Source organism: Vibrio sp. R12-SG2-ISO1 (assembly GCF_059834045.1).
In genome coordinates, this window is the sequence record NZ_JCBDGO010000008.1 from 506,159 (window position 1) to 520,641 (window position 14,483).

At 49.9% G+C, this 14,483-nt stretch carries 11 protein-coding genes and 4 tRNA genes; 8 read left to right on the forward strand and 7 right to left on the reverse strand.

The genetic code is table 11. The features are described from left to right. Window positions 1–338: 338 nt before the first annotated feature. Window positions 339–938, forward strand: coding sequence for a DUF6198 family protein (locus AC6R10_RS07715; RefSeq protein ID WP_487903187.1), 600 nt, complete (start codon window positions 339–341; stop codon window positions 936–938). A 31-nt stretch (window positions 939–969) separates the two neighbouring features. On the opposite strand, the gene vexH is transcribed toward AC6R10_RS07715, so the two are convergent. Both vexH and AC6R10_RS07725 read right to left on the reverse strand, forming a co-directional pair. Further along, entirely contained in the window at window positions 970–4,080 is a 3,111-nt protein-coding gene (gene vexH, locus AC6R10_RS07720) for a vibriobactin export RND transporter permease subunit VexH (RefSeq protein WP_500626575.1), read from the reverse strand. Beyond that, on the reverse strand, window positions 4,080–5,150 hold the full coding sequence (locus AC6R10_RS07725; RefSeq protein WP_500671915.1) for an efflux RND transporter periplasmic adaptor subunit: 1,071 nt from the start codon (window positions 5,148–5,150) through the stop codon (window positions 4,080–4,082). The genes vexH and AC6R10_RS07725 overlap by 1 nt, the downstream gene beginning before the upstream one ends. A 267-nt stretch (window positions 5,151–5,417) precedes the next feature. Between AC6R10_RS07725 and AC6R10_RS07730 the strand changes: the two genes are divergently transcribed. From AC6R10_RS07730 to AC6R10_RS07745, 4 genes are all read left to right on the forward strand, one after another. Continuing rightward, window positions 5,418–5,502: transfer RNA gene (locus AC6R10_RS07730), tRNA-Tyr, on the forward strand. 67 nt (window positions 5,503–5,569) lie between these two features. Further along, window positions 5,570–5,654 (forward strand) — tRNA-Tyr (locus AC6R10_RS07735). A gap of 67 nt (window positions 5,655–5,721) precedes the next feature. Continuing rightward, a tRNA-Tyr gene (locus AC6R10_RS07740) sits at window positions 5,722–5,806 on the forward strand. Window positions 5,807–5,873: 67 nt separating this feature from the next. Further along, window positions 5,874–5,958: transfer RNA gene (locus AC6R10_RS07745), tRNA-Tyr, on the forward strand. A gap of 230 nt (window positions 5,959–6,188) precedes the next feature. Here the strand turns inward: AC6R10_RS07745 and treC are convergent. The 5 genes from treC to gmhB all read right to left on the reverse strand — a co-directional run bounded on the left by treC (window position 6,189) and on the right by gmhB (window position 11,561). Beyond that, entirely contained in the window at window positions 6,189–7,883 is a 1,695-nt protein-coding gene (treC, locus tag AC6R10_RS07750) for an alpha,alpha-phosphotrehalase (protein ID WP_500671916.1), read from the reverse strand. 72 nt (window positions 7,884–7,955) lie between these two features. Beyond that, window positions 7,956–9,380 carry a PTS trehalose transporter subunit IIBC gene (gene treB / locus AC6R10_RS07755; protein WP_334554527.1) on the reverse strand — a complete coding sequence of 475 codons (1,425 nt, stop codon included), beginning with the start codon at window positions 9,378–9,380 and terminating at the stop codon, window positions 7,956–7,958. Window positions 9,381–9,589: 209 nt separating this feature from the next. Further along, window positions 9,590–10,537 (reverse strand): trehalose operon repressor TreR, encoded by a 948-nt coding sequence (treR, locus tag AC6R10_RS07760; protein ID WP_500671917.1) that lies wholly within the window; start codon window positions 10,535–10,537, stop codon window positions 9,590–9,592. A gap of 66 nt (window positions 10,538–10,603) precedes the next feature. Beyond that, window positions 10,604–10,936: an MliC family protein gene (locus AC6R10_RS07765; RefSeq protein ID WP_334554523.1), complete on the reverse strand. Its 333-nt coding sequence runs from the start codon at window positions 10,934–10,936 to the stop codon at window positions 10,604–10,606. Window positions 10,937–11,009: 73 nt separating this feature from the next. Beyond that, window positions 11,010–11,561, reverse strand: a complete 552-nt coding sequence (gene gmhB / locus AC6R10_RS07770; protein ID WP_487901255.1) for a D-glycero-beta-D-manno-heptose 1,7-bisphosphate 7-phosphatase — start codon at window positions 11,559–11,561, stop codon at window positions 11,010–11,012. Window positions 11,562–11,861: 300 nt separating this feature from the next. On the opposite strand from gmhB, the gene metN reads away from it, so the two are divergent. The 3 genes from metN to AC6R10_RS07785 are packed head-to-tail and all read left to right on the forward strand — an operon-like array spanning window position 11,862 to window position 14,401. Next, window positions 11,862–12,896 (forward strand): methionine ABC transporter ATP-binding protein MetN, encoded by a 1,035-nt coding sequence (gene metN / locus AC6R10_RS07775; protein WP_334554519.1) that lies wholly within the window; start codon window positions 11,862–11,864, stop codon window positions 12,894–12,896. After that, window positions 12,886–13,563, forward strand: a complete 678-nt coding sequence (locus AC6R10_RS07780) for a methionine ABC transporter permease (protein WP_334554517.1) — start codon at window positions 12,886–12,888, stop codon at window positions 13,561–13,563. The genes metN and AC6R10_RS07780 overlap by 11 nt, the downstream gene beginning before the upstream one ends. Before the next feature lie 28 nt (window positions 13,564–13,591). Then, window positions 13,592–14,401 (forward strand): MetQ/NlpA family lipoprotein, encoded by an 810-nt coding sequence (locus AC6R10_RS07785; RefSeq protein ID WP_487901256.1) that lies wholly within the window; start codon window positions 13,592–13,594, stop codon window positions 14,399–14,401. Window positions 14,402–14,483 lie beyond the last annotated feature (82 nt).

The window sequence follows — 14,483 nt, forward strand, 5'->3', positions numbered from 1 at the left end:
TAATGACGCGCATTCTACATAATTTGATCTGGGTCATAAAGAGAAAAATACACTTTTTCTCATGCAGTTTTTTCATAATGTTTTACGAAGATTCTCATACGCGACATAACGTCAATCAATCACTTTGTCTGAATCCAGCTCTGCTTGCACAATAAACAGAGATCTCAGCCACCGATGCTCAACCCAGTTAACGTCGATCAATGAGTGTCAATTTTCTCCTTTACACCCCGTAAAACAGTGATTACATAGGTTTACCTTAAATTTCCTTCTCAAGCTACCGAAAACCTAATTTTTTCACTAGTATGCGCGCCATTATTTCCGATGAAAGTTTCAAATTGATGGAAAAACACTCACGTAAAGAAGATTGGATCGCGATTCTCACCGGGACATTTCTCGTCGCTCAAGGGGTATTCTTTCTCCAATCCGCTCAGCTACTCACTGGCGGTACAACAGGTCTCGCTCTGTTGGTCAGCCAATTCAGCACTTGGTCATTCGGTACACTCTACTTTGCCATGAACCTGCCATTTTACGCGCTCGCTTGGCAGCGGTTTGGCGCTCGGTTTGCGGTCAATAGTGCCATTTCAGGTGCTCTGGTCTCCATTTTCGCTGACCACCTCTATTTAGTGATAAAACTGGAGACCATTAATGAGATTTACTGTGCGCTGGCAGGTGGCTTGCTGATGGGGCTCGGGATGCTGATCCTATTTCGTCACCGCTCAAGCCTTGGCGGTTTCAACGTGCTCTGTTTATGGATTCAAGATCGTTTCGCCATCTCAGTGGGTAAAACTCAGTTGGCGATTGATGTGCTGATTTTAGTCGCGTCGTTCTTCTTTGTGACGCCTTACATCATTGGCTTGTCGATTCTGGGCGCTTTTTTGCTCAACCTCGTGCTCGCCATGAACCACAAACCGACGCGCTACACCGTTCAATACCGATAAAAAACAGCCCGCGAACGTGCGGGCTGAATCATTAATGCGCTTTACGCACCGTGACGTCTTGGCTGAGCTCTTTGTTGAGCTCCGCTTCAACATGGCCCGGTGATCGCGTGTTGGCCGAGATCAATCGGTACATGGCCGGAATGACAAACAAGGTCACTAAGGTGGCAAACGCCATACCAAAGAAGATCACCGTACCGACCGCAACGCGACTTTCATAGCCAGCGCCTGTCGAGAGTATCAATGGGATAGCGCCCGCTAGCGTGGTGAACGCCGTCATCATAATCGGGCGAAGTCGACGCGCCGCCGCATCAACAATCGCTTGCTCAAATTCAAACCCGCGGTCTCGAAGCTGGTTCGCGAACTCGACGATCAAAATGCCGTTTTTGGTCACCATACCTATCAACATGATCATGCCAATCTGGCTGTAGATGTTCATCCCCTCGCCCATAATCACCAGACCAAGGAAGCCACCAAACACGCCCATCGGTACGGTAAACATCACCACCAACGGGTTGATGAAGCTTTCAAACTGCGCCGCCAACACCAGATACGCCACCAGCAAAGCCAAACCGAACACCATCAATATGCTCGACTGATTCTCTTTGTAGTCTTTTGACTCACCCGAGTAGCTGACCGAAATATCCCCAGGCAGCAGCTCTACCGCTTGCTGATCAAGAAAGTCCAGCGCCTCACCTAAGGTGTAGCCGTCCGAGAGGTTGGCAGTGATGGTGATTGCTTTTTGCTTGTTGTAGTGAGACAGGCGTGTGGATGACGCCACCTCTTCAATCTTAGTCAAGGCATCGAGCGTCACTAGCTCACCGCCCGAGGTACGCATGTAGATTTGGCTCAAATCCGCGGCATTGTTGAAGCTGTTTTCATCACCGCGTAAATAGACGTCGTACTCTTCGCCGCGTTCCACAAAGGTGGTTTCGCTTTTGCCGCCCAGCATAATCTCAAGAGTGTCTGAGATATCCTGAACGCTGATCCCAAGCTCTGCTGCGCGTTGACGGTCAACCGAGACTACCAACTCTGGTGTACGCTCAGAGTAGTTAATGTCTGCCCCTTCCATATACGGGGACGCTTCGGCGATCGCTTCCAGTTTTTCCGCCCACGTTTTTAGCTCAGAGTAATCCGAGCCACCTAGAACAAATTGCACCGGCTCGCTAGAACCGCCTCTAAAGCCTGGCATAAACGGGAATACGCGCACATCGGCGATTCCTGATAGGGCTTTACGCACCTCACCCAGCGCCTCTTGTGCGGTGATGTCACGGTCATTCCAATCTTCCAGAATCATGATAACAAAACCGGTTTGGTCACCGGCATTGCCGCCAAACGCTGGCGATTGAATACTGAACGACTTCAAGAAACCTTGGCCAAGCAGAGGAATCAAACGCTTTTCGATGATGTCCATGTTCGCCGCCATGCGGTTGTAGCTGGTCGCATCCGCGCCACGCGCAAAAGCAAAAATAACTCCGCGGTCTTCTGAAGGGGTGAGCTGTGCGGGCACTTGTTGCATCAAGCCCCAACTGCCGCCGATACAAGCCATGATCACCAGAGGTGCGGCCCATTTCCACTTCAATGCGCCACGCAGCAGAGCACGGTACGTCGATTCGAGGCGGGCAAACATGCGATCAACAAACAGATTGAAACGATTCGGTTTGACGTTGGCTTTCAATAAATGACTACCAAGCACCGGAGTCAGCGTTAATGCCACCAGTGACGAGAAGATCACTGACATCGCCAGCAACACGGAGAATTCAGTAAACAGCAGCCCAACCATGCCATCCATAAAGGAGATCGGCAAAAACACCATCACCAATACCAAGGTGGTGGCAATGACCGCAAAGCCCACCTCACGTGTGCCTTTATACGCCGCAAGCAGTGGCTTCTCACCTTGCTCGATATGGTGGAAGATGTTTTCCACCACTACTATGGCATCATCCACCACCAGGCCAATCGACAAAATCAGCGCCATCAGAGTGATCAAGTTGATGGAAAAACCAAAATAGTACGCAGCGATAAACGAAGAAATCAGTGAAACGGGCACAGTGACGGCCGGGATCAAGGTCGCTCTCGCTTGGCCGATAAAGATGTACAACACCAAGATCACCAAGCCGCCCGTGATAAATAGCGTGTTGTAAACCTCGGAGATAGAACGTTCAATAAAGACCGTTGAATCGTAGTCAATCGCCAAACGGGTGCCAGCAGGTAGAAACTGCTGAATATTGTCGACCTCTTTGTGGACCAAAGTCGCCACATCTAAGGGGTTCGCATCCGACTGCGGCACAATGCCCATGCTGACGTTAACCACACCGTCGCTTTTAAAGGTCGAGTTTTCATTCTCGGCACCAATAAAGACATCGGCGACATCTTTTAGATAGATGGGCGTATTGTCGCTGGCGCGTTTGACCACCAGGTATTCAAAATCCTCGGCCTGATTGTAGCTGCGCGCGGTACGAACTGACATGACGATCTGATCGTTACGTACCTCGCCGCCGGGGCTTTCAATGTTTTCACTGCGCAGCGCTGAGGTAATGTCCGACGTCGTTACGCCGCGTCCGGCCATAAGCTCAGGCTTGAGCTTAACGTACATCACTTTGTACAAGCCGCCGGAAATATCGACCGAGCTCACCCCTGTGATCAAGCTGAAACGATCGAGTAATACCCGCTCAACGTAGTCCGTCAACTGGGTGCGATCCATCTCGGACGAGCTTAGGTTGATGTAAAGTGACGCCTCACCGGAACCATTGTTCTTAAACACCACAGGGTCGTCGGCTTCGTCCGGCAAAGAGCGCTGGGCGCGCGCCACCGCATCACGCACATCGCTCACCCCGGTGTTGAGGTCATACCCCAACTCGAACGTGATAGTAATGCGCGACATCCCGTTGCGTGTGGTCGAGGAGATCTCATCAATACCGCTAATACCCGAGAGCTGATCTTCCAACACTGAGGTAATCTGGCTTTCAATAATGGTGGCGGACGCGCCACTGTAGCGTGTGCTGATCGACACCACAGGGTTTTCGATGTCAGGCATTTCACGCACCGCCAGTTTGCTAAACGACACAATGCCAAACACACACAGCAGCAAGCTCAGTACGATGGCGGCAACCGGTCTTTTAACCGAAACATCGGATAACAGCATCAGTTCGCCCCTTCTTGTGCTGCACGCTCAACCTGACTTTTGAGCGGCTTACCATCTGGCCCAAGCTCACTCACAGTCACGCCATCACGCATATTAACAATGCCCTGCACTACGATCTTCTCACCGATATCGAGTCCTTGCTCAATCACCACTTGGTTGCCGATGCGCGCGCCGAGTAAAACTTCGGTTCGAGTGGCTTTACCCTGCTCATCGATGACGTAGACAAAACGCTTCGTGCCCGAATATTCAAGCGCTTGTACTGGAATAATGGGCGCTTCGATCGCTGGAAAGTCCATCTCTGCGGACACCAGCATGCCGGGTTTGAGCAGGTTGTCTGGGTTATCAAAGTGAATACGTACACGCAGGTTCAAGGTTTCCGCATTGATGCGTGAATCGATGCCGATCACCTCGCCTTCAAACACGCGACCTTGCCATGCCGCGTTGGTCGCTTTGACCTTCATACCTCGTGAAATCTGCGATAAATAGCGCTCTGGCACTTGAAGGTCTAACTGCATCACGGTGAGGTCGTCGAGCGTCAGCAGCTCTGAGCCAACGCTGACCAATTTGCCGCGACTGAAATCAATAAAGCCAACCGTACCGGAAAAAGGGGCACTAATATGGAGGTCATTCAGATTGGCATTGGCGGCGTCGAGGCGCGCTTTGGCAATATCGACGCTCGCTTTTTGCGCGTCGATTTCGGTTTGCGTAATGGCGTTACGTGACACCAAACGCTCAAATTCTTTGAGTTTACGCTGCTCATCTTTGAGGTAAGCCTGCGCTTCCACCACCGCTGCGCGTGCTTTATCGTCATCAAGCTTAACAAGCAGTTGCCCTTGCTGAACTTCTTGATTCGCCAGCACCGCAATGGTGTCCACTTTACCGGCCACTTCTGATGCGATAGTGACCGATTGATCCGCTTTCAGTTTGCCGACCAAAGATAGCGATTGCGATACTTGATGGATATCCACAGGCTCAGTGATCACACTGATACTCGGACCACGCGCGAACGCGACGGATGTGTTGGCCAACATCGATAATGACAACAGACTTACAAAAATTTTCTTTTTCATGATGATAGTTCAGTCCAATTAAACCCAACTTATTCTAGCGCTTTATACGTAGATACAACGTCAAGTAATGTAAAGAGTGAGAAATAAACAGTAAGAGAAGCGCGACTTTTGTGTCCTTTATGGTGAATAAATCCCGTCTTTGCCCAAAAAGGCACCATTCAGTTCAAAATGCTAAGAAAAGGCTTTACAGCTTGGGCGAGTTTGCTATGATTCGCTCCGCACTTGATTGATGGGTTGGGAAATCATCCGTTAAGTATAAAAATTCCTGGAGGGGTTCCCGAGTGGCCAAAGGGAGCAGACTGTAAATCTGCCGGCACTGCCTTCGATGGTTCGAATCCGTCCCCCTCCACCATATTCGCTCTAACGAGCACGCTTGATTGATGAGTTGGGAAATCATCAGTTAAGGATAAAAATACCCTGGAGGGGTTCCCGAGTGGCCAAAGGGAGCAGACTGTAAATCTGCCGGCACTGCCTTCGATGGTTCGAATCCGTCCCCCTCCACCATACTCGCTCTAACGAGCACGCTTGATTGATGAGTTGGGAAATCATCGGTTAAGGATAAAAACACCCTGGAGGGGTTCCCGAGTGGCCAAAGGGAGCAGACTGTAAATCTGCCGGCACTGCCTTCGATGGTTCGAATCCGTCCCCCTCCACCATATTCGCTCTAACGAGCACGCTTGATTGATGAGTTGGGAAATCATCAGTTAAGGATAAAAAACCCCTGGAGGGGTTCCCGAGTGGCCAAAGGGAGCAGACTGTAAATCTGCCGGCACTGCCTTCGATGGTTCGAATCCGTCCCCCTCCACCATATTGACGAAAGCCAGCTCATTGAGCTGGCTTTTTTGCATCTATACTTCTGCGCTCCTATACTTCTTCGTTCCTATACTTCTTCGTTTCTATACTTCTTCGTTTCTATACTGTCGCGTTCCTTTCCAAACACCGCTGCTTTTTTCTCACTTCGCATTTAGCCGATAGAAAAATGCCCTGACAAGCAGGGCAAAAAGCGGGGGTAACGCTCGGTTTGGGTTATCTCTCGTTCTACACTTCGCTGAGAATAATCCGCGTTTCGTATGGCCTTAATACCTGATGACGAGTGACTGGCTCTGAGCAATCGGCTGAATGATCGGCATAATTGCCAAGAAGATAACGCGCCTTGTCGAGCTCGAATGCATCGGGTAACTCGCACTGCGTTTCTTCACCATAGTAGTTGCTCAGACAGATCAGCGTTTGATTGCCATTACGGCGTTGATAACCAAACACGGAAGTGTGGGTAGGATAGAGGTCAAGGTAATCCCCGTCGGTGATCACCGCGATCGCTTTACGCAGTTGAATCAAGCGTTGATAGAAGTAGAACACAGAGTTTTGGTCGGCGACAGCTTGCTCGGCGTTAATTTCTTGGTAGTTGCTGGCGATATCGAGCCAAGGCTGGCCCTTGGAAAATCCTGCATTACGCTCACCATTCCATTGCATTGGCGTGCGAGAGTTGTCACGCGATTTTTGCGCCAAGATGGCTAACATGGCTTGCTCGCTCAGTCCTTGTTGGTTGACCATGATGTCGTACATGTTGATGCTCTCCACATCTCGGTACTGAGAGATCGAGTCATAGTTGGGATTGGTCATGCCAATCTCTTCCCCTTGGTATATGTAAGGGGTGCCCTGCATCATATGGATGGAGGCCGCCAACATCTTTGCCGACTCGACTCGATAGCGGCGATCGTCGCCCAAGCGGCTCACGATACGCGGCTGATCATGATTACACCAAAAGAGCGCGCCCCACCCTTGGCCATTCAGCCCGGTTTGCCAGTGGTTGAATATTTGTTTTAGGGCGAGAAAATCAAACGGTGCATGACTCCACTTCTCACCATTGGGGTAGTCCACTTTGAGATGATGGAAATTAAACACCATCGACAACTCACGGCCATCGAGTGACGAGTACTGCTGACAATGTTCCAGTGTAGTGGACGACATCTCCCCCACTGTCACACTGCCATATTGCTGAAAGACGGCGTCGCTGATCTCTTGTAGATAAGTGTGCACTTTTGGGCCATCGGTGTAAAAACGGCGACCATCGCCACACTCATCATTGGGGAAGTCTTGCTGCTTGGAAATCAAATTAATCACATCCAAACGGAAACCATCGACCCCTTTTTTGGCCCAAAAACTGATGATCTCTTTCACTTCAGCGCGCACTTGCGGGTTTTCCCAGTTGAGATCCGCTTGCTCTTTGGCAAAGAGATGCAGGTAATACTGCCCTGTTGGCTTATCTAACTCCCATGCGCTGCCGCCAAATTTGGATTGCCAGTTATTAGGCGCTTGTCCGTCAACCGGATCTTTCCAGATATAGTAGTCTCGATATGGGCTGTGTTTATCGCCAAGGGCAGATTGAAACCACGCATGCTCTGTTGACGTGTGGTTCACAACAATATCCATGATGATTCGAATCCCACGCTGATGGGCCTTGGCGAGCAACGCATCAAAGTCCGCCATGGTGCCAAACTCGGGATTGATCGCGTAGTAGTCAGAAATATCGTAACCATTGTCGACCATAGGTGATTGGTAAACCGGTGTTAACCAGATGGCGTCAACCCCAAGGTGTTTGAGGTAATCCAGCTTAGCGATGATCCCTTGGAGATCACCGGTGCCTTTCGCCCCGCTATCACAAAAACTTTTTGGATAGATTTGATAAATGGTGGCAGTTTTCCACCAATTGGCCTCTTGAGTTGTTCGTGTCATATCACGCCTAAAATTTCAGTAACAAAGAAGGGGCGCTGAGAATAGAGAGCGACCAAGGCCGCTCCGTCAGCGTTATGCGTTCGCAGGCTCAAGTTCGCCTTTAGACTGCGCACGTTTATAGAAGAAGAGTGTCAGCATGGCAGGCAGAGCTATGGCCACCAGCATCGCCATCGCGTAAACACTCCAATACTGGGGCTGGATAGAGAGAATACCCGGCAAGCCGCCGACCCCAATACCGTTCGCCATGACGCCAGCACTGCCACAAATCGCCGCCGCGACCGCACTGCCAATCATCGCGCTTAGCATAGGGAACTTGTACTTTAAGTTGATGCCGTACATTGCTGGCTCAGTCACCCCTAGATAAGCAGAAATGGCAGCAGGTACAGAGATGTCACGCTCTCCGTGTTTTTTGCTGATCAGGATGATGCCCACTACCGCTGATGCTTGAGCGATATTCGATAGTGCAATCAGCGGCCAAATCGGTGTGCCACCTAATTCTTGCATCAGTTGCAGGTCAACCGCATTGGTGGTGTGGTGGATACCGGTGATCACCAAAGGCGCGTACAAGAAGCCGAATATCATCGAGCCAATCACCGCAAAGTCGCCGGTCATGGCAGCCTTAGCAGCAAACGCAACACCGTTACCCAACACGCGGCCAAATGGACCAATCAGGGAGTGCGCCAACACGACAGAGAGAATAATGGAGACAAACGGCACCACAACAAGGTAGAGGTAAGAGGGTACAATGCGCTTTAAGTTGGTCTCAATCAACGCCAAGGCGACCCCAGCCAACATCGCGGGGATCACCTGCGCTTGATACCCGACCTTTTCAATCACAAACAGGCCAAAATCCCACGCTTCGGGCACTTGCTTACCGATCAAATACGCGTTCATGAGCTGAGGTGAGACTAAGGTTACCCCAAGCGTGATGCCCAGAATCGGCGTACCACCCAGTTTTTTCACCGTTGACCAACACACACCCACCGGTAGGAAGAAGAAAATCGCTTCGCCAATCAACCACAGGAAACTGTGCACCGTGGCCCAAAACTGGCTGATTTGCGTTAATGTTTGGCCATCAAACATCCGGATGTCGCCAATCACATTGCGGAAACCTAAAATCAGACCACCGGTGATGATCGCAGGCAACAGCGGAACAAAGATTTCCGCAAGATGGGAAATACCACGCTCAAGAAGGTTCATGTTCTGTCTTGCCGCGAGTTTGGCTTCCTCTTTCGACGCAGCAGATTGACCGGATAGCTCAATCAACACTTTGTAGACTTCATCGACTTCCGTGCCAATCACCACCTGAAACTGCCCGGCATTGGTGAAGCAACCTTTTACCATTGGCAACGCTTCAAGGGCTTTTTCATCGGCTTTACCGGTGTCGTTTAACACAAAGCGTAGCCGCGTCAAACAGTGACTTACACTGGCGATGTTGTCACGTCCACCGACTCGCTCAATCAGACGTTCGACGTCTTGCTTGGCTATCTTACTCATTTCCATGTCCACCCTCATTGGATTCTATTGATATTAGTCTGCGATTGCAGACATTCAAACTGACTCTGTTTGATTGTTATTATATTAATGGGAACATTCCCATAAATTCGACATTATAATCCCAAAAAGCGCATGACATTAAAACGGGAACAGTCCCATAAATTGAAAATGATCACACTAAATAAGAAATTGCCAACGGATTCAGATAGTTAAATTTGGATGGGTTGTTGAGTGATGTGCACCTGATCAGAACTACCATTGATCTTATTGATCAATACGTTAGCCGCTTTTTCACCCGCTTGAGCGTAACCAGGGTCGATACTAAAGACATTCGGAAATAGGAAAGAGAGCAGCTCGCTGCCGCCTACGCCTGTCACGTTGACAGAGTCACGACCGAGCTCTTGCAAACGCTTGATGACGCCAAGTGCTAAGGTGTCACTGGCACACACAATCGCGTCGGTGCGCTCTGACAACACCTTATCCACCAACGCGTAAGCACTGTCATGACTGAGCTGACCGGTTTGATAGCAAGGAGCGATCTGGTTGTGCTCACACCAGCTCAAGTAGGCGTCCAAACGCAGTTTACCTGTGGTTTTATCACTGGGATCGACGCCGATAAACGCGATATTTCGGCACGCACGTTGATGGAGGTGATTGAGCGCGTGCGTGATGACGCCTTGGTTGTCGTAGTTGATCGAAGAGACAGCGTCCGTCTCCATCGCGATCACCACACAGCGCGCCTGCCACTGCGCTAGACGCGCGACGTCCAAATCACTAAAACCAAAGACGATAACGCCATCCACATTGCGTCTTTTCAACACCTCTAAGTGTTCATTGGTCATCCGGCGATCAAACTGGCTCTCCATGATCACCACGTCGTAGCCTTGTTGATACAAGACGGCAAGCATACTGCTCACCGCCCTGTTTTCTGAAGGGGAGTCAAGACGAGAGATAATCACCCCAACCACTTTTTGTCGCCCACCACGCATCGATTGCGCCGATTTGGACGGCACATAACCCGACTCCTGAATCACTCGCTCCACTTTGGCGCGGGTTTCCGGTTTGACTTTCGGGTCATTGGTCAGCACACGTGAGACGGTCGACTTTCCGACGCCAGACAGCTTGGCAATATCAACAATGGTGAGTTTTTTGCTCATGTTCCTACGTCATTAAAAGCCATGCCAAGGCGAAGGCCTTGGCTATTGAGGTGCAGTAACTTGGATTTAATCAGTGACACATTGGGTAAAGCGCTGATCTTGATAGTTCAAACGCGCTTCGTTGCCTTTAATTGCCAAATTGACAGCCGGCGTCACTTCTTGGCCATCGTCCATTAGCGCGTAGCGGCTACCCGAACCTGAGGGTAGCTGAGTTAGACGCAGCGATTTGCCCTCTACTTTAACCAGTGCGGCCTCTTCACCAGAAAGGTAAGCGGCTGAAAACTGCTTGCCCTCATCACACTGGTAGGTATGGAACTTTACTGGCGCGCTCGCCTGCTCGCTTTGCGCGCAGCCCAACATCAATCCCGCGACTGCCCACAAGGCTAAATGCTTGTTCATACTCGACTCCTTGAGTGTTTGTGCCTTTGACTGTTCGTTGTCCGTCAATGGTTTTATTGGTTAACGGTCTTTGTTAGCTAACGGTATTTGTTAGATAGTGCGGCACATCGGCAAGACTATCAAGCACCACGCTTGCTAGCGCTTCACCTTGTTCGGTCACCGGTTTGCCTGAGCGGACCAAAATCTTCTGCCCTACCCCAGCAGCCTCTGCCGCCATCAAATCTTGCGCCTTATCACCGACCATGACCGATTTGGCCATATCGATATCGAGAAAGCGCTGCGCTGACTGGAACATCCCCGGCTTTGGCTTACGACATTCGCAATCTCGATCGTCGCCATAATCAGGGTGATGCGGACAGTAATAGAAGCCATCAAACTCGACACCGTGATCGACAAAGTTCCAATCCATCCATTGCGTCAGTGACAAGAAGCGATCTTCGCTAAACTTGCCACGGGCTATACCCGACTGATTGGTCACCAGCACCAATAGGTAGCCCATCTGCTTGAGTTGCTTCGTCGCCTCAAATACGCCATCGATAAACTCGAAATCATGCTCATCATGCACGTAACCGTGGTCAACGTTGATGACGCCATCTCTATCTAGAAAGACTGCTGGTTTTGCCAAAATATGTGTCTCTGTCTGCTGTGTTTGGCTCGAATTATACCTTAAAACGAGCGAATTGCAGCAAGGCGAGCGCTATCGCTTTAGCGCCTGTGAATAAGGCCATTTGCCCGCGTTATTTCTTTCTTATCTATCTCATGACGAAACAATCTCCGCACAAGAGAGTTAAAAAAGGCGTTTGGACGTCTAGCCGTAAAAATATCTATTGACACTAAACCTGCAAACCCATAGCATCGTCTACCAAATGAGAGGTAGTTCAAAATAATCGACTTCTCACCAAGTTATTTGCAAGCGGGTTAACTGATGATTGAAATTAATCAAGTCAACAAGGTGTTTTATCAGGGCAGCAAGGAAATCCATGCGCTGAAAGACATTAACCTTACGGTTCCTCAAGGAACGATTTTCGGTGTTATTGGCTCTTCTGGAGCAGGGAAAAGTACACTGATTCGCTGCGTGAACATGTTGGAAGCGCCCACCTCAGGTTCAATCAAGGTTGATGGTGTTGATTTGACGACACTGTCTAAATCACAGCTGAGCCAAGCACGCCGCAATATCGGTATGATTTTCCAGCACTTTAATCTGCTTTCATCCCGCACTGTGTTTGATAATGTCGCACTGCCACTTGAACTGGCGGGCAAAGACAAAAACGCCATCACCACTAAGGTAACCGAACTACTGAAACTGGTCGGCCTTGCAGATAAGCATGAGAGCTACCCGTCAAACCTCAGTGGTGGTCAGAAACAACGTGTTGCGATCGCTCGTGCGCTCGCGTCAGACCCTAAAGTGCTGCTGTGTGATGAAGCGACCAGCGCGCTCGATCCCGCGACCACTCAATCGATTCTTGAGCTGTTAAAAGAGATCAACCGCAAGCTGAACATTACTATGCTTTTGATCACTCACGAGATGGACGTGGTCAAAAGCATTTGTCACCAAGTGGCGATCATCGGTGGTGGTGAATTGGTGGAGAAAGGCACGGTTGGTGATATTTTTGCTCACCCGAAAACCGAGCTGGCGCACCAATTTATTCGCTCTACGCTCGACTTGTCGATCCCAGAAGATTACGAGGCTCGCTTGCAAAGCAGCCGCGTTGAAGGCAGCTACCCTCTGGTACGCCTTGAATTCACTGGCGCAACCGTCGATGCACCGCTGATGAGCCAAATTGCGCGTAAATTCAATATCGATGTCAGCATTCTGAGTTCAGACTTAGATTACGCCGGTGGCGTAAAATTCGGCATGATGGTCGCCGAGCTATTTGGTAATGAGCAAGACGACAACGCAGCAATCGAATTTCTGCGTGAACACAATGTAAAGGTAGAGGTGCTTGGCTATGTCCTTTAACACGATTTCACAGTGGCTCGAGCTTAACAGTAAGCTATTGATTGGCGCGACGTGGGAAACCCTCTACATGGTCGCCGTCGCGGGTATCGTGGGCTTTGCTGTCGGTATCCCTCTCGGCGTTATCTTACACACGACCAAAAAAGGCGGCCTACTAGAAAACACCAAACTCAATGGTGTGTTGGGCGCAATCGTCAATATTGGTCGCTCCGTGCCGTTTTTGGTGTTGATGGTTGCCATCATCCCTGTGACGAAACTGTTGGTGGGCACTTTTATCGGTACCACCGCCGCCATCGTGCCGCTCACGATTGGTGCGATTCCATTCGTCGCTCGCCTGATTGAAGGCGCACTACTGGAAGTGCCAAGCGGTTTGGTCGAGGCTGCGCAATCTATGGGTGCGACGCCAATGCAAATCATCAGTAAAGTATTGCTTCCTGAAGCGATGCCGACCATCGTCAACTCCGTCACCATCACTTTGGTGACATTGGTGAGCTACTCAGCAATGGCGGGTACAGTGGGCGGCGGCGGTCTGGGTGATGTCGCGATACGTTACGGATTCCACCGCTACGATGTGGTCATCATGGCTGTGACAGTGGTGATGCTCATCGTACTGGTTCAAATTATTCAATCTATCGGCGATGCAATTGTACGCCGAGTGGATCACAGATAAACATTAAGATTTTCACAAGGAGAAGGTCATGAAATTTAATCTTAAAGGTCTTTTGGCGATTGCCGCTGCGGCATCTGCATTGGTTCTGTCTGGTTGTGGCGAAAAAGAAGCGGACAACAGCAAAATCAAAGTCGGCGTGATGGCGGGTGCAGAAGCACAAGTTGCTGAAGTAGCAGCAAAAGTGGCGAAAGAGCAGTTCGGTCTGGATGTAGAATTGGTGACATTCACGGATTACGTTACTCCTAATGCAGCCTTGGATGACGGTTCAATCGACATCAACGCGTTCCAGCACAAACCATACCTAGATCAGCAAATTGCTGACCGTAGTTACAAGCTGGCTATCGCAGGTAACACTTTCGTTTACCCAATCGCGGGTTACTCTAAGCAAGTGACCTCTGTGGAAGAGATCGAAGAGGGTGCACGTATCGCCGTTCCTAACGATCCAACTAACCTAGGTCGCTCATTGATTCTACTTGAGCAGCAAGGTCTGATCACACTGCGTGAAGGCGTTGGTCTACTGGCAACGGTACGTGACATCGTTGAAAATCCAAAAAACATCTCAATTCTTGAGCTAGACGCAGCCCAGCTTCCACGCTCTCTTGATGATGTTGCGCTGTCTGTCATCAACACCACTTACGCAAGCTCTATCAACCTGACGCCAGAGAAAGACGGTGTGTTTGTTGAAGATAAAGAGTCACCATACGTGAACCTTATCGTTGCGCGTGAAAACAACGTCTCAGCAGAGAATGTACAAAACTTCGTAAAAGCTTACCAAACTGACGAAGTGTACAACGCTGCTTCAGACATCTTCCAAGGTGGTGTCGTTAAAGGTTGGTAATCTGACCTAAACGCACAATACCCCAATAAATACCAAAAAGGGTCGACGTTCATGTCGACCCTTTTTCTATCTTGGAATTCTC